21 protein-coding genes are annotated in these 23,391 nt (G+C 47.2%); 8 read left to right on the forward strand and 13 right to left on the reverse strand.

Annotated features, from left to right (window positions below; genetic code table 11):
- Positions 1 to 238: 238 nt before the first annotated feature.
- From gyrA to GC178_15405, 5 genes are all read left to right on the forward strand, one after another.
- Complete coding sequence (gyrA, locus tag GC178_15385; protein ID MBI1288949.1) at positions 239 to 2,803, forward strand: DNA gyrase subunit A; 2,565 nt, start codon at positions 239 to 241, stop codon at positions 2,801 to 2,803.
- Between the two features lie 57 nt (positions 2,804 to 2,860).
- Positions 2,861 to 4,147: a tetratricopeptide repeat protein gene (locus GC178_15390; protein ID MBI1288950.1), complete on the forward strand. Its 1,287-nt coding sequence runs from the start codon at positions 2,861 to 2,863 to the stop codon at positions 4,145 to 4,147.
- Positions 4,148 to 4,263: 116 nt separating this feature from the next.
- On the forward strand, positions 4,264 to 5,856 hold the full coding sequence (locus GC178_15395) for a sulfatase-like hydrolase/transferase (GenBank protein ID MBI1288951.1): 1,593 nt from the start codon (positions 4,264 to 4,266) through the stop codon (positions 5,854 to 5,856).
- Positions 5,857 to 5,885: 29 nt separating this feature from the next.
- The gene (locus tag GC178_15400) at positions 5,886 to 7,325 is read left to right on the forward strand and encodes an amidase (GenBank protein MBI1288952.1); all 1,440 of its coding nucleotides are present in this window, start codon (positions 5,886 to 5,888) and stop codon (positions 7,323 to 7,325) included.
- Positions 7,326 to 7,352: 27 nt separating this feature from the next.
- On the forward strand, positions 7,353 to 8,168 hold the full coding sequence (locus GC178_15405; GenBank protein MBI1288953.1) for a hypothetical protein: 816 nt from the start codon (positions 7,353 to 7,355) through the stop codon (positions 8,166 to 8,168).
- Here the strand turns inward: GC178_15405 and GC178_15410 are convergent.
- From GC178_15410 to GC178_15440, 7 genes are all read right to left on the reverse strand, one after another.
- On the reverse strand, positions 8,165 to 8,758 hold the full coding sequence (locus tag GC178_15410) for a hypothetical protein (protein ID MBI1288954.1): 594 nt from the start codon (positions 8,756 to 8,758) through the stop codon (positions 8,165 to 8,167). The genes GC178_15405 and GC178_15410 overlap by 4 nt on opposite strands.
- Before the next feature lie 47 nt (positions 8,759 to 8,805).
- Positions 8,806 to 9,183 (reverse strand): hypothetical protein, encoded by a 378-nt coding sequence (locus GC178_15415; GenBank protein MBI1288955.1) that lies wholly within the window; start codon positions 9,181 to 9,183, stop codon positions 8,806 to 8,808.
- A 102-nt stretch (positions 9,184 to 9,285) separates the two neighbouring features.
- Positions 9,286 to 10,269: a nitronate monooxygenase gene (locus GC178_15420; protein MBI1288956.1), complete on the reverse strand. Its 984-nt coding sequence runs from the start codon at positions 10,267 to 10,269 to the stop codon at positions 9,286 to 9,288.
- Between the two features lie 25 nt (positions 10,270 to 10,294).
- Positions 10,295 to 11,032: a hypothetical protein gene (locus tag GC178_15425; protein MBI1288957.1), complete on the reverse strand. Its 738-nt coding sequence runs from the start codon at positions 11,030 to 11,032 to the stop codon at positions 10,295 to 10,297.
- Positions 10,998 to 12,515 (reverse strand): DEAD/DEAH box helicase, encoded by a 1,518-nt coding sequence (locus GC178_15430; protein ID MBI1288958.1) that lies wholly within the window; start codon positions 12,513 to 12,515, stop codon positions 10,998 to 11,000. Before GC178_15430 ends, GC178_15425 begins: the two co-directional genes overlap by 35 nt.
- Before the next feature lie 83 nt (positions 12,516 to 12,598).
- Positions 12,599 to 13,987, reverse strand: coding sequence for a cytochrome P450 (locus GC178_15435; protein MBI1288959.1), 1,389 nt, complete (start codon positions 13,985 to 13,987; stop codon positions 12,599 to 12,601).
- 1 nt (position 13,988) lies between these two features.
- A complete protein-coding gene (locus GC178_15440) occupies positions 13,989 to 14,852 on the reverse strand; it encodes a DUF72 domain-containing protein (GenBank protein MBI1288960.1) in 864 nt (287 codons plus the stop codon).
- A 212-nt stretch (positions 14,853 to 15,064) separates the two neighbouring features.
- Here GC178_15440 and GC178_15445 point away from each other — a divergent pair, with 212 nt between their 5' ends.
- A complete protein-coding gene (locus GC178_15445) occupies positions 15,065 to 15,580 on the forward strand; it encodes a DUF4199 family protein (protein MBI1288961.1) in 516 nt (171 codons plus the stop codon).
- A 12-nt stretch (positions 15,581 to 15,592) separates the two neighbouring features.
- Here the strand turns inward: GC178_15445 and GC178_15450 are convergent, their stop codons facing one another.
- The 4 genes from GC178_15450 to GC178_15465 form a co-directional block, all read right to left on the reverse strand.
- Positions 15,593 to 16,693 carry a T9SS type A sorting domain-containing protein gene (locus tag GC178_15450; GenBank protein ID MBI1288962.1) on the reverse strand — a complete coding sequence of 367 codons (1,101 nt, stop codon included), beginning with the start codon at positions 16,691 to 16,693 and terminating at the stop codon, positions 15,593 to 15,595.
- A gap of 61 nt (positions 16,694 to 16,754) precedes the next feature.
- Positions 16,755 to 17,789: a PA0069 family radical SAM protein gene (locus tag GC178_15455; GenBank protein MBI1288963.1), complete on the reverse strand. Its 1,035-nt coding sequence runs from the start codon at positions 17,787 to 17,789 to the stop codon at positions 16,755 to 16,757.
- A gap of 45 nt (positions 17,790 to 17,834) precedes the next feature.
- Complete coding sequence (locus GC178_15460) at positions 17,835 to 18,305, reverse strand: hypothetical protein (protein ID MBI1288964.1); 471 nt, start codon at positions 18,303 to 18,305, stop codon at positions 17,835 to 17,837.
- 1 nt (position 18,306) lies between these two features.
- Entirely contained in the window at positions 18,307 to 19,128 is an 822-nt protein-coding gene (locus GC178_15465; GenBank protein ID MBI1288965.1) for a SpoIIE family protein phosphatase, read from the reverse strand.
- 288 nt (positions 19,129 to 19,416) lie between these two features.
- Here GC178_15465 and GC178_15470 point away from each other — a divergent pair, with 288 nt between their 5' ends.
- Positions 19,417 to 21,027 carry an ATP-binding cassette domain-containing protein gene (locus GC178_15470; GenBank protein ID MBI1288966.1) on the forward strand — a complete coding sequence of 537 codons (1,611 nt, stop codon included), beginning with the start codon at positions 19,417 to 19,419 and terminating at the stop codon, positions 21,025 to 21,027.
- A gap of 41 nt (positions 21,028 to 21,068) precedes the next feature.
- On the opposite strand, the gene GC178_15475 is transcribed toward GC178_15470, so the two are convergent.
- Positions 21,069 to 21,392 carry a hypothetical protein gene (locus tag GC178_15475; protein ID MBI1288967.1) on the reverse strand — a complete coding sequence of 108 codons (324 nt, stop codon included), beginning with the start codon at positions 21,390 to 21,392 and terminating at the stop codon, positions 21,069 to 21,071.
- Between the two features lie 83 nt (positions 21,393 to 21,475).
- Positions 21,476 to 22,303 carry a hypothetical protein gene (locus GC178_15480; protein MBI1288968.1) on the reverse strand — a complete coding sequence of 276 codons (828 nt, stop codon included), beginning with the start codon at positions 22,301 to 22,303 and terminating at the stop codon, positions 21,476 to 21,478.
- Between the two features lie 90 nt (positions 22,304 to 22,393).
- On the opposite strand from GC178_15480, the gene GC178_15485 reads away from it, so the two are divergent.
- Positions 22,394 to 23,371, forward strand: a complete 978-nt coding sequence (locus GC178_15485; GenBank protein ID MBI1288969.1) for a cation diffusion facilitator family transporter — start codon at positions 22,394 to 22,396, stop codon at positions 23,369 to 23,371.
- Positions 23,372 to 23,391: the final 20 nt, after the last annotated feature.

A 23,391-nucleotide genomic window follows, 5' to 3' on the forward strand; every position in this document is an offset into this window, starting at 1 on the left:
GACTTATCCTTTTACTACTGAAACAACAGCCGATAAATCCGCATGTTCAAAAATAGATTCGCCCTTTCAGCAGACCTTTCGGTGAGTTCGTTTTTATCAACAGAAATCTGTTAGTAAGAACTGGCTTTCGGAGCCTTGCAAAAGCCGACCAACGCAGCACAAAACCCTATCTTCGAAGGCTAAATTTGAGCATGGTTTGTCAAATACCATGCGAGCGTTTATTCACTAACATTTTGTCATGGCAGAAGGAGAGAGAATTATACCTATTAATATAGAAGATGAGATGAAGACGGCCTACATCGATTATTCGATGTCGGTCATTGTGTCACGTGCGCTTCCAGATGTAAGAGATGGTCTGAAGCCTGTACACAGAAGAGTGCTTTTTGGAATGCTTGAACTGGGCGTCCGTTCCACCAGTGCTTACAAGAAATCGGCAAGGATCGTAGGGGAGGTACTCGGTAAGTATCACCCGCATGGCGATTCATCCGTTTACGACACCATGGTGCGTATGGCTCAGGAATGGTCGTTGCGCTATCCGTTGGTTGATGGCCAGGGAAACTTCGGTTCGGTAGATGGTGACAGTCCAGCTGCCATGCGATACACCGAGGCCCGCTTGCGGAAGATCGCGGAAGAACTGCTTTCAGATATTGACAAGGACACGGTTGATTTCTCGCTGAACTTCGATGATACGCTGCAAGAACCAACTGTTCTTCCAACACGAATTCCGAATCTTCTGGTAAACGGTTCTTCGGGCATTGCGGTCGGTATGGCCACCAACATGGCTCCGCACAACCTCACCGAGGTCATCAACGGAACAATCGCTTATATCGATAACAGAGACATCGAGATCTCTGAATTGATGGAATACGTGAAAGCTCCTGATTTCCCAACGGGTGGTATCATCTACGGATATGATGGTGTTCGCGAAGCATTTGAGACGGGTAGAGGTAGAGTGATGATGCGCGCCAAGGCCGAGTTTGAGGAAACGAAAACTGGGAAGGAGCAGATTATCGTCACCGAGATTCCTTACCAGGTGAACAAGGCCGACATGATCAAGAAGACGGCCGAGTTGGTTGTTGACAAGAAGATCGAAGGCATCAGCGACATCCGTGATGAATCTGATAGAAACGGTATGCGTATCGTTTACGAACTGAAGCGTGATGCGATTCCGAATGTGGTTCTGAATACGCTCTACAAATACACAGCACTTCAGACTTCGTTCAGCGTGAACAATATTGCCTTGGTGAAAGGTCGGCCAGAAATGCTGACGCTGAAGGACATGATCCACCATTTCGTGGAACACCGTCACGATGTGGTTGTCAGAAGAACCAAGTTCGAACTCGATCAAGCGGAGAAGCGGGCACATATCCTCGAAGGTCTCATCATTGCATCAGACAATATTGACGAGGTAATCGCATTGATTCGCGCCTCAGCAAGCCCAGAAGAAGCACGTGAAAAACTCATGGAGCGTTTCGAGTTGAGTGATGTTCAATCACGTGCGATTGTTGAAATGCGTCTCCGTCAGTTGACAGGACTGGAGCAGGACAAACTTCGTGCGGAGTATGAGGAACTGATGAAGACCATCGCGCATTTGAAGGATATTTTGGACAACGAAGACCTTCGAATGACCATCATCAAAGACGAGCTCACAGTTATCCGCGACAAGTACGGTGACGAAAGACGAAGTGAGATCGTTTATGCTGCCAATGACCTTCGTATGGAAGATATGATCGCGGATGAGGAAGTGGTCATAACTATCTCGCACATGGGCTACATCAAGCGAACGCCACTTGCGGAATACCGTGTGCAAAGTAGAGGCGGAGTAGGCTCCCGCGCCAGCACTACACGCGATGAGGATTTCTTGGAATACCTGTATGTGGCCACCAACCACAATTACATGCTATTCTTCACCGAGAAAGGCCGTTGTTTCTGGATGCGCGCGTTCGAAATTCCAGAAGGAACGAAGACAAGTAAAGGTCGCGCTATTCAGAACCTGATCAATATCGAATCGGATGATAAGGTGAAAGCGTTTATCCGTGTCATTGATCTGAAAGACGAGGAGTACATCCAGAATCACTATGTGATCATGTGCTCTAAGAAGGGAATCATCAAAAAGACCACGTTGGAAGCATACTCACGTCCACGTGTAAATGGCATCAATGCAATTACCATTAAGGACGGTGATGAGCTTCTTGAAGCACGCCTTACAACGGGCAACAGCCACATTCTTATTGCTGGGACGCACGGTCGTTGTATTCACTTCCCAGAGGATAAAGTAAGACCGATGGGCCGTACAGCCGCAGGTGTCCGCGGCATCAACCTACCGGAGAAAGCCGATGTCGTTGGCATGATCTGTGTAGAAGACCTCGAGACCGAAACGGTGATGGTGGTATCTGAGAATGGTTATGGAAAACGCTCTGCGGTAGAAGATTACCGCATTACCAACCGTGGTGGAAAAGGCGTCAAGACCATGAATATCACCGACAAAACGGGTTCGCTCATTGCCATTAAGAGTGTAGTGGATGAGAACGATCTTATGATCATCAACAAATCAGGAATCGCCATCCGAATGGACGTGGCAGACATCCGTGTTATGGGACGCGCAACGCAAGGTGTGAAACTCATCAACCTGAAAGGAAAAGATACCATTGCGGCCATTGCCAAGGTGGAAATCTCTTCTGAGGATGCGGACCTGAATGAAGACGAGGAGGATGAAAACCCGATCGGTGGTATTGAAGGAAATGCCGAAGACCGACAGGAGGGAGGCGACACCTCAACCGATCAGGAAGAATCTGAGGAGTGATTGACCGACCAATTTGAGAGATAACGCGATATTCGCACCGAATAAAACCTAAAAACGATGAGTACGAAGAATACAATCTTGATTGCAGTAGCATTGCTGGTCAGTGCGGCCGTGTTCGGTCAGCCATCGAAAAGAACGAGTGCCAACAATTATCTTGGCTATGGCGAACTGGACAATGCCGTGGAGGCCATTGAACCGACAATTACCCACGAAAAGACCATGAATGATCCGAAAACATGGCTTTATCGAGGGCAGATCTACAATAAGGTTTATGAGGTTCAGAACAACGAAGGTAAATTCAAGGAGTTGAGCGATGACCCGCTTCAGATCGCCTACGAGAGTTTCAAGAAGTGTAAGGAACTGGATGAGAAGAATTACTATAAAGATGAGATCCAGAAATATCTGAACTTCGAGTCGGTCAACTTCTACAATCTGGGAATCGCCTCCTTGCAAGCCAAAGATTACGAGAAGGCAGCTACACGCTTCGGAAATGCTGTTGAAATGAGTGGCATGGGATGTTGCCCAGCCCTGAATGACACCTTGGCGATGCTAAGCGTCTTCTATCGTGGTTGGGCAAATGATGCCTTGGGGAAACTTGAACTTGCCGAATCGGATTATCTGAAAGCTGCGGAATTGGCCAAAGAGCTGAAGCAAAAAGAGCATCGTGCGGCATTTGTGCGATTGATCAATATGTGGCATACCGCGAAAAACACGGAAAAAGAGTTGAATGCTATCAAGTTGGGACGTGAATCATTGGGAGAGCCAGGCGCGTTTTCAGTTGAGGAAGCCAACGTGTTCTTAGGTTCAGGCAATACCGATGAAGCGGTCGATCCGCTCAGAAAAGCTGTGGAGGCAGATCCAACAAACTATTCAGCATGGTTTGCGTTGGGCTCTATTTTGGAGCAGTTGGCCAAAAAGGTTGATGAATCCGGTGTTGACCCAAAGGCAGTTGAAATGTTCAATGAATCGCGCGATGCTTACAAGCGTTCTGTAGAGGAAGCAAACAAGGCTTTGGCTGAAGCATCCGAAGACCAGAAGGCGGCAATACTTTCAGCCAAATTTGACGCTGTTTACAGTATTGGAGCATCTTGGTTCAATATGGGCGCAAAAATGAATGATGCTGCCAGCAATATTGCTAATCAGAAGGAATATGACGCAGCAATGGTGAAGGTGCTTGATATTTTCAGAAAAGCATTGCCAAGCCTGGAAGAGGCTTATGCAATTCGGCCAGATGATAAAGGTGTCCTGATTGCATTGAATCAATTGTACTACAAGCTTGGAGGAGACGACCCAAGCTATGAGAAGAAGCTCGAAGAAGTTTCAGCGAAGCTTCACAAGAAGTAATAGAGAAGGGAGAGTTCATTGGATTCTCCCTTTCTTTTGAAATTACTATTTAACATAATATTAATTATAGACTTAATGATGAATTGCAACTTGCCAAGCAATTAGTACATTCCCAAATGAAGTTTTTAAAGAGCGTGCTCACAGGTCTGATCATTTTCTTGATTCTTTTCGTTGGAGGAATTCTTACTTGGTATTATTTACAGGGACCTGAACATCAAGGTCTGATTCGTTCTGATTTTGCTGACCGACCTTTTAAACTGGAAGAAATTGTTGAGGTAAAACCAATTCCAGACAAACCGAATATCATCTTCATTTTGGCCGATGATCTCGGTTACGGAGATGTCGGTTACAATCAGCAGACAGTCATTGATACCAAGAATTTGGATTCTCTGGCAGAACACAGCGTGGTTTTCAGCAATTTTTACGCACCAGCGTCTATCTGTACGCCATCGCGTTTCGGGTTCTTGTCTGGTAGATACGCGCTGCGACAAGGATTGGCATATCCGTTCCATCATGTGAATCCTGGTCTCATCATGAATATTGGAAGTCGTTTTGCCAATTTCATGGGGGCTGTGGACATGCGTGGAGAACACAACATTATCAATGGAATTATGCCTTCTGAGGTCATCATCCCAGAATTGTTGAAGCTTGCTGGCTACCGAACTGGAATTGTTGGAAAATGGCATCTCGGCACGATTTCTCAGGATGCCCAGTTTCATCCGTTCAACCATGGTTTTGATTATTTCGTTGGTCTGGAAGCCTCCAACGATGATTGGCCTGTGGCATTTTATGAGAATGAGCGTAAAATGCTGGATGATATTGGCCTCGATCAGGAACATTACACGCAGTTGTTTACAGATTCTGCCAAGAGTTTCATTCGTCAGAATCAGAATCAACCATTCTTCCTGTATCTGGCGCACAAGGATCCACACCAGCCTTTCTTTCCCTCGAAGGGATTTAAAGGCAAGTCCAAAGCAGGTGCTTATGGCGATGCGGTTGAAGAATTCGATCACAGCGTTGGAGAAATTCTAAATCTGCTGGATAGTTTGAACTTGACCGAGAACACGATTGTCGTTGTCACCAGCGACAATGGACCTTGGTTCGAAGGAAATCCTTGCGGTCTGAGAGGCCGCAAAGGTCAGGTTTACGAAGGTGGATATCGCGTTCCATTCATGATCCGCTATCCCAAAAAGCTGAAAACCGCATACAAAACGAATATGCCCGCTATGGGCATCGACCTATTGCCTACGTTGGTGGCGGAAGCAGGTGTTTCTATTCCCAAAGACAGGAAGATTGACGGTATGAATCTGCTGGAACTTCTCAACGACACTTCCGAAACGAGTCTCGCCTACACCCGTCCCCTATTCTTCTTTCACGATTACGCATTTGAGGCGGTTCGCGTAGGTAACTGGAAATTCATGGAAACGAATTACAGCTACACATGGCCCATTCCGTTGGAACATCCCAAGTATGTAACGAGCCAGTACGTTTCGAAATACTCACCACCAGAAAGCGATACGGTCATTAACAGATTGGACAATTGGCCTAAGCTGTATTACCTGAAGGACAATTCCAGTGAATCATACAATCTCTCCTCAAGGCATGATCAAAAAGTAGAGGAAATGCAGCAGATGCTTTCTGAATTCAGAAACGATTTCTTGACCAATCCGCGCGGTTGGCTGGATAAGCCAGTTTCGGACAACCATTAATCCTGTCAGAGTTTTCTAACTTCGGTTGCATGAACAAACGAATGAACGCATTTACAGATGACGCCCTCGGTTCGCTTGATGCAACAGGTGTTGCTGAAGCTATCGCGAAAAAGGAAATCTCTGCACAAGAAGCCATTGAAGCAGCAATCAAACGCTCGGAGAAAGTGAATCCTGGGTTGAATGCCATCGTTCTGAAACTGTATGATGATGCCCGAAAAATCGATAGACTGACAGCGGATGGCGCATTCTATGGCGTTCCGACCTATTTCAAAGACACCGACAACATCAAAGGATATGCGACCCAATTGGGAACCGGTGCTTTCAGCGCGAAAAAAGCAAAACGGAACAGTCGATTTGTCAATCAGTTTCTTTCCACTGGCGTAAGTTATTTGGGAAAAACCACGCTGCCTGAGTTCGGATTGCTGTGCAGCACGGAAAACGAAAAGTGGGCCATTACGCGTAATCCTTGGAATACGGACTATACTTCTGGAGGTTCTTCTTCAGGTTCTGCCGCGCTGGTTGCCAGCGGTGCGGTTCCCATTGCTTCCGGTAATGATGGTGCGGGTTCTATCCGCATTCCTGCAGCCATTTGCGGCTTGGTCGGTCTTAAACCATCGCGCCATCGCATCCATGGAATTGATGGCACGGAGATGATGCCGATTGAGATCATTCACCAAGGCGTTCTCACGCGTTCCGTTCGCGACACAGCCACATTTTTTGGTGAGGCTGAGAAATTCTACCGCAACCCGAAACTGCTAAAACTCGGACACATCAAGCATGGAAACAAGAAGCGTTTGCGTATTGCCTTCATAGAGAATCTTACCGAAGGCACAACAGGTCGCCAAGATGAGGACACGTACAATTTGCAACAGGAAACCGCCAAATTGCTCGAATCGCTTGGCCATCAAGTTGAACAAGTTCCGCTACCGATCGATGTTGATACGATGGTCGGCCACTTCCTGAATTACTACGGATTCCTCGCATACATGTCAAGCCACATGGGGCAAATGGTATTTCAGGCCAAGGTGGATAAAACACAGCTGGAACCGTTCACGGTGGGTCTCGGCAAACGGTTTCGAAGCAATGCACTGAAGTTGCCCGGTAGCATCCGCGCCATGCGAAAAATGGGTGTTGAGTGCAGCAAACTGTTCGAGAAATATGATGTCGTCATGTCGCCTGTTCTGGCGCATAAAACGCCCAAGATCGGGTACTTCTCTCCTGAACTTCCGTACGAAGAAATAACCAAGCGCGCCATCGACTTTGCCACTTACACAGGTCTCTACAACGTAACCGGAGAACCTGCGATTTCGCTTCCGCTTGGAATAGATGCGGACGACATGCCGTTAGGGGTTCAGTTTGCCGCACCTTATGGTGAAGATGCGCGTTTGCTCGAACTTGCCTACGAATTGGAACAGGCCAAACCGTGGCGAACGCTTGCTACGGCAAAATCTGCACAGTTGGTAGAATGAGATTAACAGCTGCTTACCTTTGCGGCCATGCAAAAAGCAGCTCCTTACATTGATACAGCAGTCGTTTTGGCTGCGCTTTCATCAGGCTTTCTTCATCCTGCACCATTCGTATTTTACAAAAGCGCGTTGGAGGTGTTTCTCATCATCATCGTTCCGCTTTTCACATTCAGCTTTCTCATTTACAAGTATTCCGAAAAGCACGGAAATAGGATTCAGGGAAATCGCAAGAAACTGCCACCAATTGCCAAGGAGGCTTTCGGTACTGGACGAGCAGCCTTCATTGTTTCGTTGATGGCAGCTTGGCCTTTGGGACTGAGCCGTGCAGGCTATGAAACGGGTCTTGTCTGGACGTTGGATGAAATGGGACTGAGCTGGTGGATGGTGATTCTACAGATGTATTTGGGAATTATTGCCGTTGATGCGTGGACGTATTGGAAGCACCGAATGTTGCATACGAAGTTGCTATTCCCATTTCATAAGCACCATCACTCTTTCCGCGACCCAACTCCTTTTGCAGGTTTTGCCGTTGGTCCAGTAGAAACGCTACTTACATTTTGGCCGCTGTTGCTTATCTGCTTCCCTCCTGCCAAGCACTTCGCACCGCTGTATTTTTCAGCCATCGTTGGTTTCGTTTTCCTCAATCTTTACCTGCATTGTGGCGTTACCTTCAATTGGCTTGAAAAACTTTTGCCAAGGATATTGCTGAACAGCTCTGCTTGGCATAATGTGCATCACAGCGATGTGAATGCCAATTTCGGTGAGGTATCGTTTGTTTGGGATAAGCTGTGCAAGACCAGTCGAGAGGACATGAAGATCAAGAAGCAACTGGCAAAGGCTGCTTAATTGATTCTGGTTAGGGTTACAGTTGCAACCGCGAGATGAATCTCCAGTTCGCTTATCTGACCGTTTTTCACGTGATAGGTCGATCTGCTTCCATCCTGACAGAGCACTTTTAAGGTGCCTTTTTCTGGATTGCCAATAAGTTCAGCATAGCTGCAATCCTCTTCACAGAACACTTTCTGTCGGTCCCAAGTAGGCTCAAAATAGAGTTTGAGCAGCGAATAGTCGGCCACCTGTTTCAGAAGTTTGGAACCTTCACTCGACTCCACCAAGTAGCCACTTCCCTCCTGCTTCACGTTGGTCCATTTCTCTGTTTCGCCCTTGTTCAGATAGATGTAATCAGAAGAGAAAAGCTTCCCATTGCGGTAGCGCACTTCATACTTCGATTCCTCTTCGCGCTGCATCCACAAAAAATCGGTTTTGCCTTTGGCATGAAGGGTGAAAAGTTCCGTGCTGTCATTCTCCATGCTGCGCGTAAGCACCATGGTCCCGAATCGGATGCCGAAAACACTCATCTCGAAAACGATCTCATCTGCCAGCGATCGCAGCGAAATGCAACTCAGAAAGAACAAAAGAAAAAGCCTGCTGGTCACTTTACAAAATTACCAACAGGCTCGAATATTACGGTACGGAAGGATAATCAATCCTTATCGTCATCATCTTCTTCATCTGACGAATCATCAGAAGACTCATCCTCCTCTTCCACTGTTTCCTCGACCTCTTCAACGTCATCGTACTTGTCTTCGTACTCTTCACGGGCCTCATCGGTCAAATTGCCGTCCTCATCATAATCGTCATCGTCTTCAATGATGCTTTGCGCTTCTGCCACGGTCATGCGCACCAAATAGTAGCGGTCGTCTGTTTCGAATGGAAGCGCGGAAACTTTTTTCCCTTCTGCATTGGTAAAAGACACCAGATTGTCCTCAAAACCGAACGGATAATGGAGTTTGATCATCTCCTTCACCCCATCATCTAACTTGTCGTAATCCTTTACTATTCGTGGTTTTCCGTTACTCATCCGTGATTTGTTTCTGCGTTGTACCGCAACTTTTGCTTTAAAGTTTCGGGTTCAAAACAATAAAAAAATCAAACAACTGCACTTGTTCAAACAAATATTTGCTCAGACTTTCTGTGCGTACTTCTCAAGTAACTGTTGTTGCCTTTCCAATGCTTCAATGAATTCGGCCTTTAGACGCTGAACCAATTCAGCAACTGGGACGGTATCGTGAATAGTGGCCACGCCCTGACCGGCCGACCAAATGGTCTTCCATGCTTTGGCCTCCGCCTTGGCCGCTTCGAGGTTACTGAAATCCATTTTGGCCTTCTGGCTCCACATGTCTTCCGTAATGCCGATAGCCTCCAAACTCTTACGCATGAAATTGGCCGGAACGCCAGAAACGGCTGCCGTGTGCACCACATCCGTTGCTCCGCTATCGATGATCATTTGGCGGTATTCATCTGATGCGCGACTTTCCGTTGCGTTGATGAAACGGGTTCCCATCCAAGCGAAATCGGCTCCCATCTGCATGGCAGATGCAATATCATTTCCATTGCTGATGCAGCCCGAAAGCAGAATCGTCTTCTTAAAGAAACTGCGGATCTCCTGAATGAATGGCATCGGATTCAAGGTTCCCGCGTGGCCACCTGCTCCCGCAGCAACCAGAATCAGACCATCTACTCCAGCCTCCGCGGCCTTCTCGGCATGGCGTTTTTTGATGACATCATGATAAACCAAGCCTCCATACGAATGAACTGCATTCACCAGATCCGAAACCGCTCCGAGCGAAGTGATGATCAACGGAACCTTATGCTTCATGCATATCTCAAGATCTGCCTGCACGCGCGGGTTGGAGAAATGAACGATTAGGTTCACTCCGAAAGGAGCCGCCTTTTTCCCGGTTTCCTTCTCCCACTTAGCAAGCTCCTCCTTGATCTGAACGACCCACTCTTCAAAACCTTCTGTACTTCGTTGATTCAGGGCTGGAAACGTTCCGACAATGCCATTCTTGCAGCATTCGATCACCAGTTCTGGCCCTGAGATAAGGAACATGGGAGCAGCGATGACCGGAAGCGTCAGGTCATCATAAAAAGGAGGTTTGTTCATCTTCTTTTGTTTGGGTTGAGGTTGATTATTCGCAGACTTCGTTGAGTACGGCTGAGATCTCCAGCTTTACATCTGGCCAAAGTTTGCTCACGCCATCAGCACCTTTGTGCAGATCGAAGCATACTTTATTCAGAGAATCTGCATTTGCAACTGCTTGATAATCGGCCAATTCGATTTTTCCTTCCAAGCTCAGCAAGCTATCTGTTCTGCTTACGCTGAAAGGAACCGTGTCGGTCACTCCGTTCATGGTCAGCAACACTTTCAGTTCAGAATCGGTTGCCTCCAACACTTTCCCGCTCAACTCAGCAGTCTCCACCATGGTTGAGAAGAAGTGTTTGAAGATCTTTTCATCTCTTCCTGTATTGGCCGAGTTGACACTGGAAGTTGGAATATTGAACGAAGCGCTACCGAAAACGCCTGCAAGATCGGATGCCTGATTGACACCTGAAACCAGAACTGTGTCGAACGTACCCGAAACGCCCACGCGCTCCGATGTTTTATAAGCAGTCCATTTTACGTTGATTGAATTCTCCGCGTAGCTCAACTGACAATCAGCAGCGGCCTTTTCCTGAGCTTCTTCGTGGTTTCCTCCTGATTTGGTGTCGCAAGCGGTCATAAAAGCAATGGCCGCGCCAAGAATAATTGCATATCGTTTCATGAGATGATGTTTTTTGGGTTTGTGAATTACTGGCGAAATTGGTGATTTTAAAGACCAACCCCAAGTCGGATCACGCCATTTGATACTCTTGGACCAAACGAACATGCAATTTGCGCATGTATTCGTCCTGAAGCCACTTGATGTAGCTGGGCGTGGTCTTGGATAGACATTGGCCGTATTTTCGAACGCGGTACTCGATCTCGTCTCCCAACAGCTTCGCCAGATCCTTGGCATCCCAAAGGTCTTCGGCATTTTCTGCGCAGATGCGAACATGTTGATCGATCGACTCATCGATGACCACTTTTGGCTTATCACCTCGTTTTACCGCACGACCGTACGCTTCGCTGATGTTAAAATCGATGTTTTCAGATCGGCTGAACTTCTCACGTAATTCTGGCGGCATTTTGTATCGGAAATCGCGCTGAATCTCCTCATCCGACCGAATGCTGTTCAAATGCATATCGGGATGGCGAAAAATGTGTTCCCAGTTCACATAGGCATCCCAAAGACCGAAACGTGCCACATTATTACCAAGATCGATCACCGTGAACTCCCGTTTGTTTCCCAGTATTCTGGAACCGCGACCGATCATCTGAAAATACAGCGTCATGGAACGTGTGGCCCTATTCAAGATGATGGTATCAACTGTCGGTTCATCAAACCCTGTTGTGAGAATCCCAACAGAAGTCAAAATCGCATCTGGCGTATGCTTGAACCAATGCAGTACTTCCCTCCTTTCGGCAGGCGTGTTCTTGTTGTCGAGATGGCGAATGTCGTAACCTGCTTTCTTAAAGGTGTCGTGCACATACAACGATGTGTTGATGCCATTGTTGAAGATCAGCGTCTTCTTGCCAAGCGAATGGTCCTGATATGAACGCAGCAAGCGGCTCTGCATCGAGTAATCCGTGTAGAGTTCATCAGATGAACGTACGGTGTAATCTCCGTTGATCCCGACATTCAGCGACAGCAGATTCAGATCGTAAGTAACTGTATTGGCCTTGGCCAGATAGTTCGTTTCCACCAGCGAACTGATGGATTCGCCAATGATCAACTCCTCATAGTTCTCATTCATCGGCAAGTTGATGTTCGAACTCAGCGGTGTGGCTGTCACGCCCAGAACCGTGCTCTTTTCAAAGAACTTGAACAGCTTCCCAAACGAGTTGTAATGCGCCTCATCAATAATTACCAGCCCGATATCTTTCAGTTCAAATGCATCGTCATTGAGGCGATTGTTGAGCGTTTCCACCATCGCCACAAAACATTGATAGTCATCCTGATCGGGAAGTTCCTTCACATCGCTGGTAATGACCTTGTTCCTTACCGTGAACGTATCGAGCATACGCGAGGTCTGCCCGCAGAGCTCAATCCTATGCGTTAGAATGATGACCTTCTGCTTCTTCTCCAGAATAAATCGTCTGGCGATCTCGGAGAAGATGACCGTTTTGCCACCACCAGTGGGTAATTGAAAAAGCAGATTGATGGGATTTTCCGCTTCCAGCAGGCGGTCCATAATGCGGAACAGCGCCTTTTTCTGGTATTCGTAAAGCTCCTTCCCCACTCCGTTTTCGGAGTCTTCTTCCAGTTCTATGTGGTCATTCGCGGCCAATCCCGCAATACTACATACTTTCTTGCGATTTGCTGGTGGCCGAAGCAGGAAACTTTAGATGAATATCACCTCTTTTCCAACACCATCTTCATGTGCGGTGCTGGACGCATGGTGATGAGCGGATCTTTCTTGAATGTGAATCCTTTCTTCTTTTTCAGTTGAAATGCTCGGAAGATCATCTGTACGATCACCTGCATCTCCATTAGCGCGAAGTTGTTGCCGATACAGAGTCTTGGTCCGCCACCGAACGGGAAATACACGAATTTATGTCTTCCTTTTGCGTTCTCCTTACTGAACCGTTCAGGTTTGAACTGCTCAGGGTTTTCCCAATATTTCGGGTCGCGGTGCATGTAATAGACGGGAATCAGGCAGTTCGTATCCTTCGGAATATCGTACTCTCCGAGTTTGTCTGGTGCAAGGGAATGTCTTCCGATGATCCAAGCAGGCGGATAAAGCCGTAAGGTCTCATCGATCACCATGCGGGTGTATTCCAACGAACGGAGGTCGTCAAGCTCTGGTGTGCGACCGTTGAGCACGGTCTTCTCTTCTTCCAATAACTTCTCCAAAACCTTTGGATTCTCATCCATGCAATGCGCCAGCCAGGTCAATGCCACGGCCGTGGTCTCATGGCCTGCCAGGAAGATGGTAATTACTTCATCCTGAAGTTGTTGATTGCTCATCTTCTCGCCCGTGTCGGCATCTTCAATCTCCATCAGCATTGCCAGCAGGTCGTCATATTTCTCATTGCTCGACCTACGTTTCTCAATGATGTCGGCAACCACCTTTTTGATGGCCTCATAGCTGTTTTTTTCACGGATGATGTGAGGCAAGGGCATCCAAAGCGGTACTGGAAACGGTTTTTTGATGCGATCGATAAGCTTCTCATTCGCATAATCGAATTCACGGTTCACCACATCCATGGCATCCACCACATCCGTACTGAACATGGCTTTCGACACAATATTCAGCGTGGTTTCCATGAAAGCCTTGGAAACATCCACTTCCGTTCCGTCAGGTAGCTCATTCCATTTGTCGATCATCTCCTGTGCCACCTCTGCGTAGGTTGATACGAATGACGAAAGCCTATCGCGATGAAAACCAGGCTGCATCAATCTGCGTTGCTTGCGCCAAAAATCACCTTCGCTTGTCAGCAGTCCTTCGCCCAGCAGCACTTTTAGAATGCGGTATCCGTAACTCTTCACGTAGTTGCGGTTATTGTCCTGCATGATGTGCTTCACCATGTCGGAATCGGTGACCACAACAACTCTATCGAAGTTGGTTATGAAACGGAAAAAGATGGATTTGAGCTGAAATATCTCACCATAGATCGGAATGTTCTTTTCAATGAACCCGAGCGTATCCGTGGCAAAATCCCTTGCGGAGCCAATGAAGGTTTCTCCTTCAGCGGTAGGTGGAAAATTCAACCCCACCTCTTCCATTACTTCTTCTGACATCTTAAAGCGTTTGTGGTACGTGCAAATCCGTTCCTAAAGTAGCGTTTAGTTTCTGCACAAAATATGATGCCAGCAATGGAGATTCCAACTCCACATTCTGGTGGATGAAGAAGTCGATCTCTTCAATTCCCTGTTCTTTCCAAGTGGCCAATCGATTGATCCAATCGTCCAAACGTGTATAATCGGAAGGATGATTGGCACCTGTGTAGCGCACAAAACAACTGGGCGTGGTGAGCCGCATGTGAACCAGATCGCGTCTTCCAGCTGTGTCTGTGATCACATTAGAGATGCTGTTCGTTTCCAGCAGTTGATACAGTTCTTCGGCCACTTTCGGATCGCCATACCAATCGGGATGGCGGAATTCCATGGCCAACGGAACCGACTTCGGCCAATAATCCAGAAACTTCACCACACGGTCAAAATCCTTTGGCGTGAAATCCTCTTTGAGCTGAAGGAACGCACGCCCGAACTTCTCTTCCAATCCGCCAAAGGCGAAAACCACCTCCTCCACTACCCTTTCCACGTCTTTCAATCGGCCCCAATGGCTGATATTCTGAACAACCTTTGGGAAGAACCTGAAATTGGCTGGCGTTTTCTCACGCCACTTTTCAAACTGCGCCTTCGGGAAAATACGGTAGAACGTGGCATTCAACTCAATGCAATTGAATTGCGATGAATAGTACGTGAGTTCATCTTTGGTTCCGCGCGGATAGAAATTCTTCAGATCGGTTTTGTTCCACTTGGCACAGCCGACAAACACTTTCGGACTGCCCTTTCCATTTGCCAGCACTCTTTTGGTGTCTGGATGATCTTCAGGCATCGTAAAGTCAACGATACTCGGGTCTTCTACTTTTCCAAACTTCATGCTGGCAAAGTAATGATTCGTGTAAACCGACCCGTAAATGGCCGCCATTTTCTCCTCCTGCGGGTGTGAATGATCTCCACATTTTGTGTATCCATTTCACATTTGAAAATAATGGGCCTTTGGTCAGATCTCAGACGGGAACATCATTGTGGCAGAATCGTTCTCAAATAGGCCGTCATTCGAAATTCCTTATTGAAAGCAACCTGTTTGGTATGGTTCTTTCGGCCTTTTTTGGAGAATCAAAACACACCATCATGCAAACACATGGCAGCAATATCAGCAAAATGGGCATTAGAATCGGTTTTTACACCCTTTTCGGATTCATTGGATACTTTCTACTGATGAAACTGTTGGGTCTGGTTCAGGTTCCAGAGTTCCGTTATTTCAACTTCGTTATCCTTTTGATGGGCATCACTATCGGCTACAGGAAGTATCAGCATGAGAATGGAAAGATTCCATTTCTGAGCGGTTTCGGGCTGGGAATGATGATCACGGTGATCAGCGTAGTGCTTTTTTCGGCATTCCTTTTCATCTACCTCAGCATCTTCGACCCGCACCTGCTGGTAACGATAAAAGCGCATGCGCCAGTTATGGTCAAGGAATCCTTGACACCGTCTTTGGCGTCCGTGGCGATCCTGTTTGAGGGTTTGAGTTCAGGGCTTATCATGAACTTCGTGCTAATTCAGTACTACAAGTCGACCACCGTGAATGACGAGTACAGCCTTTAAAGGCCTGAGACCTTAGCGTTTAACAACTCGGAAGGTCTGTATGTCTTGGTCAGAAACCAAAGTGACATGATATACACCACTTTCAAACCCTGTGATGTCAATGGTCTGTTTAGAATTTTGAAAACTTTGACGAAGTACGGCTTGCCCGAGAGAGGTGTAGACCGTCACCGTGCCACGGAAGGACCGTGGGCCATTTAACGTTAGCAGTCCATTGGTCGGGTTTGGGAACAGCGAAAATTCGGTAGGGTCCGATCTCTCAGAAATACCGACCGATGACGTTACGCCATTCAGCGAATCAACCACCTCCAACGTGTTTCCGAGTTCGTAGAAATCGACCGTAGGGAAATTCGAGAACTTACCCGTCTCGTTCCAGCATTGCAATGCACGTGGGTAGAAGTAGTTGAACTCATTGGCCTGTGCAGCCAGGTCTGCTCTTCCTGTTCCCAACGTAGGGTCAGTTGCAAAATGATTCAGAATGAACAGGTCGTTGATAGAGTCTCCGCGATTGAAATCACAACTGAAGTCGCTCAGTGCATTATTGGCAAAGTTGGTCTCCACGGCAAAATCCCACATGTAGAGATACCAATCCTGACCTGGCTGACCATTGTTGTGATCCGAAAAGATCACCAATCGCTTACCTGAATCGATCATTTCCTGCAACGTAGGCCACGGCTCACCCAATGACTGTACATACAGCATCGGTTTCAGGCCAACTTGCGTGATCACCGTGTCCATCAGATCCGAAGTGATGTAGGTCTCGAACAAGATGGTGACGATCTCATTCGGATTAGCGTCCAGAAAATCCTTTATCTCTGTGAGGCTGGTGGCCAGCGGTTCTGTTCCCAGAAAAGAAAACCCGTGGTATTCCGTGGCTACACCGCCTTCATCGTAAACATCCAGCATCAATGCCCGAACGCCATCGTTCAGCTGCTGTGCAACCCCATGTGTCTGATTGGGCAGATTGAAGCCATCATCGCCTGCATTGAAAGAGTTATGCGTGGTGAGGTAAGCAACCTGATCATAACGTTTGCCGCATAGTTCGGGATGGCCATTGCATTGAGCAATGACCCAAACCGGAATGAATTGAATGAGAATGATGAATGAGAATCGCAACGTTATTGAAATATCACCCGAAAGTTAGAACAATCTTAATTGCAAAAATGTCGGCAGCTGATCAGAACAACCTTGTCTGTGCAGACGGACGCTCAAATAAACTTGAGGTAAGATGTATTACATCCTTGTTTTTGAACAGTTTACGTTTACCAAGATGATAGCTCTGATTGATCTGCTCCACCAACTTCCCTTCGCCTCTCATCCGTGTACCGAACCGTGAGTCATTGACCTTGCCGCCATGGGAATCTGAAACCTGATTAAGCACTTTCTCTTTCCTATCGGGATAATGTTCTTCCAGCCACTTGGCGAACATCTCCTTCAACGAGCCATTCAACCGTAGAATGATGTAACCGGCAGAGACCGCCCCGCGTTTGGCCACTTCCTCCATCAGGGCAAAAACTTCATGTCCGTTTATTCCCGGAATGAGCGGTGCCATCAACACATTTACCGGAATGCCTGCTTTACTGAGTTCCTCGATGGCGCGCAATCGTCCTTCTACCGAAGCGGTTCTCGGTTCCAATTTCCTTCTGAAATCCTCGTTGAGCGTATTCAACGAGATGTTGACCATGGCCAAATTCTTCTCCGCCATGGGCGCAATAATGTCAATATCACGCAGCACAAGATTGTTCTTGGTAATGATGCCAACAGGATTGTTGTATTCTGAACAGACCTCCAACATTTGGCGCGTTATCTCAAACTTCCGCTCGGCCGGTTGGTAGCAATCGGTGTTTCCAGAAACCATCAACGAAGCTCCTTTCCAACCCTTCTTATTGAATGCTTCGCGAAGCAACTGCGGTGCATTTTTCTTCACAAGGATCACCGATTCGAATTCCAACCCTGAACCATAACCCCAATATTCGTGTGTGGGACGAGCATAGCAATACGAACAGCCGTGTTCGCATCCCTGGTATGGATTCACCGAGAAATCGCTTGGAACATCGGGGCTCGGAACCTTATTGACGATCGTCTTTGGAAAGATGTCGATGAACTTGGTCCTGACCTTTTCCTCTGTTCCAGGCTCAAAACCATCATCCCACTCCACTTCCTCTTTGAAGAAACGGTTCTTGGGATTGTATCCTGCGCCACGGCCTTTCATTCCTGCCAAGTTCACGAATTAGGCGGCACAAAACAAGCCCTCGGATCAGACAACAGCCCTGTTCGCGTTGGTTATCTTATCAAACGCTTCAGCAACGGTTTCCGTGTAAGTAATTGTGATTCCACTGAGGAGATTTTCAGGATAACGCTGACGGATCTCATTCTTGCCTGCTTCTACACAACTGCGAAACCAATCTTCCTCTGGCAAGATCTTGAAATGATTTTTCAGACCGAGGTCTCTCACCTTTGGTTTCCATTGCACGAAATACCATTCCATGGAAGGTTGATGGAATGCGCGCAATGCTCTTTTGTCGAATATCAGATTTTTCAACCCTTCATCTTTTATCATTTCCGTGGCCTTGTTGAAACCACTCATGAACTCATCCATTGGTATGTAAGGTGCGATCGCCTCCACAAGACCTGTCTTGCTTTTTTTATCGTAGAGGAGCTTGAGAGACGGGGTTTCCGCATACTCCTGTAGTTGCAGCTCCAGCGTTTCATATATCAACTTATACATGTTAGAAGGGTTTAAATCCAATTAATAACTGATCATCTGTCTGAGGTTGATCTCCTTGCCAGGCGTATAAAAAGTCTCTGACGACCTCTTTTTGCTTATTCATTCTCAAAAAGCGAACATCCAATAGCAGTTCCCTTAATCTTTTCTCCGAGTACTTCTTGGGAATGGCATCTCCAAGCTGATCACTTATTCCGTCTGAGAACAGGTAGAACTGATCTCCTTTCAGAACTTGGATAACGTACTCATCAAATTCGGAGATGGCCGAAACACCAATTCCAAGACCAGCTTTAGAGATACGTTCTACTTCACCGTCTCTGACAAAAAGCATTGGCCTACCGGCTCCCACATATCGTAATGTCTTTGTTGCCGTGTTGTAAACAACCAATCCGATATCGAATCCGAAAACATGGCGACCTTCTTGGTCGAACGTCTCAATGAAGTAGCGATTGAGTCCTTCAAGGATACCTGAAGGATTATCTAATTGACTTGAAACAAGATCATTGAGCAGAGAATGAACCATGGCAGTAAGCATAGCCCCTGCAACGCCATGACCTGTGCAGTCTATGGCCGCGATAACGACTTCATCACCTACCTTCCGAACGTATGGAAGATCGCCACCGATCGCTTCCACTTGGTTCAGCCAGATAAAAGAATCCGCAAAAACATCTTTCAAATAATCCTCATGCTCAATGAGCCCATCCTGAACAAATCGTGCGTAGGAGATGCTGTCGAACATTTCCTTGTTGCGGGCCTCCAATAACTTTGATTTTTCGCGGACCTCTTCCTGCGTTTGCAACAGATACTTTGTAGTACTCTCCAGCATTTGCTGCTGCGATGCAATTTGCTCTTCAAGCTGTTCAATTCGCTGAAGGGCAGATAAGGGTCAGTCGGCTGAACTGTTTGATTCGGTCATCACAGAAGGTGAAAAGCTTGTCGCTCGCATCTGTTCATCTGAACACGAGTAACACGTTCTCCCATGAAATGTTCGGTTTCAAAAAGTTGAATACCGTTTCAATAAGTCGACTTTCTAAAGATCGAATAGGAGATTACCGTTCATTCATTGCCCAGCTGATGGAGTATTGGCTATTTTCGCGCGCCCAAATCAAAGCTGATGATCTCTACGGTAAATGTTTCTCTTCAATATGGCAAGCGCGTCCTATTTGATGACGTCAATATCAAGTTCACACATGGCAACTGCTATGGTGTGATCGGTGCCAACGGTGCCGGAAAATCCACTTTTTTGAAGATACTTTCTGGCGAGATCAGTCCGAATTCGGGTTCAGTACACATGGAACCCGGAAAAAGAATGGCGGTGCTGAAGCAGGACCACAGCGCATTCAACGATATTTCGGTGCTCGATACCGTGATGATGGGTCACACCGAGCTTTGGAAGAACATTCAGGCGCGAAATGAGATCTATGCTAAACCTGATTTCTCGGAGGCAGACGGCATTAAAGCATCTGAATTGGAAGAGCAGTTTGCCGAGATGAATGGTTGGAATGCCGAAGCTGATGCCGCTTCCCTTCTGAGCGGACTGGGTATTGACGAGGCCGATCACTACAAGTTGATGAAGGACATGCCGGGAGCGTTGAAGGTGCGCATCCTTTTGGCGCAGGCACTTTTCGGAAACCCCGACATCCTGATTCTGGATGAGCCTACCAACGACCTCGACCTGAAAACGGTTCAATGGTTGGAGAACTTCCTATTGGATTTTGAGAACACGGTCATCGTTGTCTCGCACGACCGTCACTTCTTGGATACCGTCTGTACGCACGTGGCCGACATCGATTTCGGGAAGATCAAGATCTACACGGGCAACTACTCATTCTGGTACGAATCGAGCCAATTGGCGCTACGCCAGAAACAGGCAGCCAATAAGAAGGCTGAGGACAAGAAGAAGGAATTGCAGGAGTTCATTGCCCGGTTCAGCGCCAACGCCAGCAAGAGCAAGCAGGCTACTAGCCGAAGAAAGCTGTTGGATAAGATCAATATTGATGAGATCCAAGCTTCATCCCGTAGATACCCTGCCATCATTTTCAAGCAAGCACGCGATGCAGGAAACCAGGTGCTGAGCGTACAGCATCTGACCAAATCTTTGAACGGAGAGCCACTTTTCAGTAACCTGACGTTTGAAGTGAACCGTGGGGATAAGATCGCCTTCCTCAGCAAGAGTGGATTGGCCACTACTACCCTTTTCCAGATTCTGAACGGGTTGGAGGAAGCGGATTCAGGCCATTTCAGCTACGGACAGACCATCACTTCGGCCTATCTGCCCACGGAGAACGGACATTTCTTCAATACCAAGGAAAATCTGATCGATTGGCTTCGCGAGTATTCTGAGGACAAGAGCGAGATCTACATCCGCGGCTTCCTCGGAAAGATGCTCTTCTCTGGCGAAGAGGTTTTCAAATCGGCAAGCGTGCTGAGCGGTGGCGAGAAAGTGCGATGCATGCTCAGTAGAATGATGCTGAACGAGGCCAATCTGCTCATCATAGACGAACCGACCAACCACTTGGACCTTGAATCCATCCAAGCATTCAACAACGGTTTGAAGGATTATGATGGAACGGTGCTCTTCACCTCACACGACCACCAGTTTGTGCAGACCGTGGCCAACCGCATCATCGAGATCGGACCTAACGGCTTCATCGACAAACTGATGGAATACGACCAGTATATTGAGGATGAGCGCGTTGCCGCTGCTCAGCAGAGCATCTACTGAGCAACAACCAACGTCAACTAAATTATTGAAACGGAAGGATATCAGTCGATATCCGAAGTTTTGCGCTGAGGCTTTTGCTTCTTCTCGTCAGACTCGAAAGCCTTCTCAACCTTGTCGGCAGCATTAACGGCCTCTTCTTTCACCACTTTTGCAGCTTTAACTGTCTCCTTCTCCACTTTTTTGGCTGCCTTCTCTACAGCATCTCCTGTCTTTGCGGCCGCTTTCTGAGTTTCATCCACAGCCTTGTCCACCGCTTTTTCGGTTTTTGTTGGCTTTGCCTTTTCCTTTTTGTCCTGCGCCAAAGCCACATTGCTTACAAGGGCAAACACCATCAATATTCCAATTGTACTAACTGCTTTTTTCATGTCCATTTTTGATTAGTGATCCAAATGTAGCGTTAGCAAGCATGATGCCAACGATTTTTCAGTTTTAAAGATAGAAAGGAAGACTACTCCTTTTTGCCTTCTGGAAGTACCAGCAGCGGAACCGTTGTGTGATATGCCATCTCGTGCGTGTGGTTCATGCCGAAGATCGTCTCAATGAACGAATGTTCGCGATAGACCATGGCCACCATATCATTGTCCGATTTCTTGTCCATGTAAAACTTGATGCCTTCCAAGATGTCTTTGGCAACGATACGTTTGTACGTGCAGTCCACTTCTGGTTCAAAAAGATTCATCTCTCTTCTTCGTTCAAGCACCTTTTCAAATGTCGGTTTGCTTCCGCTTCCTTTCTTTTCCACATGCGCCAAACGCACATCCGCATTGAACATGATGGCAATCTCCTTTATGAGGTCCAGCGCATCATCATCTGCTATCTCATGCAGATCGGAACACAGAAGAATGTTGCGCAATGGAATAAAGTCCGCTTTCTCAGGAACGATGAGCATGGGAATGTTGCGAACTTCCTTCATCAGATTCACCGTGTAGCTTCCAACCAAAAGTTCGCGGAGACCTGAAGCACCGCGTGTACCCAATGCGATCATATCGAACTTGTTCTCCTCAATGAATCCAAGAACCTCTTCAATGAATTCACCCTGCACCACTTTGCCCGTGATCTTCTTCGCATCAACCCCGTAATGCTTCGCCAACTTCTTTTTGGTGTCTTCCATGGCCGATACCGTGGTGGCCACCTTCACCCCTTCCAATACTTCGCTGCGATCGTATGCATGGAAGATGCAAAGCTTGGAACCAGCAATGGCCGCCAACTGGGCCGCGTATTCCAATGCATTGCGCGAATGGTGCGAGAAATCGAATGGTACAAGAATGTTCTTCATGGCTTAAAGTTGACGGAAAAGTTAGACAACAGAACTAACATTGGTCATGGTTTTGGCAAATCTCCAATACCTTACCTTCGGATGCAAGAAATGAACGATAAAAAATACATCCGTTTTCAATGGTTGGCCGTCTCGGTAGGTGTGGTCATTCTGGTCATTAAGTTCTTTGCGTTCCATGTAACGGGCTCCAACGCCATTCTGTCGGATGCCTTGGAAAGCATCATCAACGTGGTGGCGGGGTCTTTTGCGCTTTACAGCCTCATTCTGGCCGCCAAACCGAAGGACATGGACCATCCGTACGGTCATGGAAAGATCGAGTTCATTTCATCAGGAATCGAAGGTACGCTCATCTTTCTTGCAGGTGTCAGCATCATTGTCAAGTCCATCCACGATCTTTTTCAGGAACACACCGTGGTGGAATTGAACCTTGGCATTTATCTGGCAGCAGGTGCTGGGCTTATCAACTATTTGCTTGGATGGTTTACCGAATCTTATGGAAGAAAGAACCATTCGCCCACCATGGTGGCCAGCGGCAAACACCTGAAGAGCGATGGCTACACTTCGCTTGGTCTTATCCTGGGATTGACCGTTGTGCTATTCACCAAGCTCATTTGGTTGGATAGCGTCATTGCCATCGGATTCGGAACCTACATCGGAATTGTGGGATTGAAAGAAATTCGGAAATCCGTTGCGGGCATTATGGATGAGGCCGACTTTGAACTTTTGGAAAGTCTGATAACCGAAATAGATGCGAACCGGACCGAGAACTGGATCGATCTGCACAATTTCCGAGCGCAGAAGTTCGGAAAAGGCATCCACATCGATTGCCATGTTACCGTACCCTATTACCTCACGGTAGAAGAAGCGCATGAAGAGATCGATGCCATTGAGCAACTGGTACGCACCAATTATCCGTATGGCGTGGAGATGTTCATTCATGCCGATCCCTGCATTCCCACTTCCTGCCGCATCTGCAGCAAGAAAGACTGTCCAGTAAGGCAATCGCCACATGAAGAGACCATTACATGGAAGTTGGATTCGGTGCTGGAGAACAGCAAACACGCATGAGAAATATTGACGGATTAGCA

This window comes from Flavobacteriales bacterium (assembly GCA_016124845.1).
In the GTDB taxonomy this organism is placed as follows: domain Bacteria; phylum Bacteroidota; class Bacteroidia; order UBA10329; family UBA10329; genus UBA10329.

Bases quoted from the DNA above. Each gene is read 5' to 3' on its own strand.
- gyrA (MBI1288949.1), top strand. From the start codon at position 239: ATGGCAGAAGGAGAGAGAATTATACCTATTAATATAGAAGATGAGATG.
- GC178_15390 (MBI1288950.1), top strand. From the start codon at position 2,861: ATGAGTACGAAGAATACAATCTTGATTGCAGTAGCATTGCTGGTCAGT.
- GC178_15395 (MBI1288951.1), top strand. From the start codon at position 4,264: ATGAAGTTTTTAAAGAGCGTGCTCACAGGTCTGATCATTTTCTTGATT.
- GC178_15400 (MBI1288952.1), top strand. From the start codon at position 5,886: ATGAACAAACGAATGAACGCATTTACAGATGACGCCCTCGGTTCGCTT.
- GC178_15405 (MBI1288953.1), top strand. From the start codon at position 7,353: ATGCAAAAAGCAGCTCCTTACATTGATACAGCAGTCGTTTTGGCTGCG.
- GC178_15415 (MBI1288955.1), bottom strand. From the start codon at position 9,183: ATGAGTAACGGAAAACCACGAATAGTAAAGGATTACGACAAGTTAGAT.
- GC178_15420 (MBI1288956.1), bottom strand. From the start codon at position 10,269: ATGAACAAACCTCCTTTTTATGATGACCTGACGCTTCCGGTCATCGCT.
- GC178_15425 (MBI1288957.1), bottom strand. From the start codon at position 11,032: ATGTTCGTTTGGTCCAAGAGTATCAAATGGCGTGATCCGACTTGGGGT.
- GC178_15435 (MBI1288959.1), bottom strand. From the start codon at position 13,987: ATGTCAGAAGAAGTAATGGAAGAGGTGGGGTTGAATTTTCCACCTACC.
- GC178_15440 (MBI1288960.1), bottom strand. From the start codon at position 14,852: ATGAAGTTTGGAAAAGTAGAAGACCCGAGTATCGTTGACTTTACGATG.
- GC178_15445 (MBI1288961.1), top strand. From the start codon at position 15,065: ATGGTTCTTTCGGCCTTTTTTGGAGAATCAAAACACACCATCATGCAA.
- GC178_15455 (MBI1288963.1), bottom strand. From the start codon at position 17,789: ATGAAAGGCCGTGGCGCAGGATACAATCCCAAGAACCGTTTCTTCAAA.
- GC178_15460 (MBI1288964.1), bottom strand. From the start codon at position 18,305: ATGTATAAGTTGATATATGAAACGCTGGAGCTGCAACTACAGGAGTAT.
- GC178_15465 (MBI1288965.1), bottom strand. From the start codon at position 19,128: ATGCTGGAGAGTACTACAAAGTATCTGTTGCAAACGCAGGAAGAGGTC.
- GC178_15470 (MBI1288966.1), top strand. From the start codon at position 19,417: ATGATCTCTACGGTAAATGTTTCTCTTCAATATGGCAAGCGCGTCCTA.
- GC178_15475 (MBI1288967.1), bottom strand. From the start codon at position 21,392: ATGAAAAAAGCAGTTAGTACAATTGGAATATTGATGGTGTTTGCCCTT.
- GC178_15480 (MBI1288968.1), bottom strand. From the start codon at position 22,303: ATGAAGAACATTCTTGTACCATTCGATTTCTCGCACCATTCGCGCAAT.
- GC178_15485 (MBI1288969.1), top strand. From the start codon at position 22,394: ATGAACGATAAAAAATACATCCGTTTTCAATGGTTGGCCGTCTCGGTA.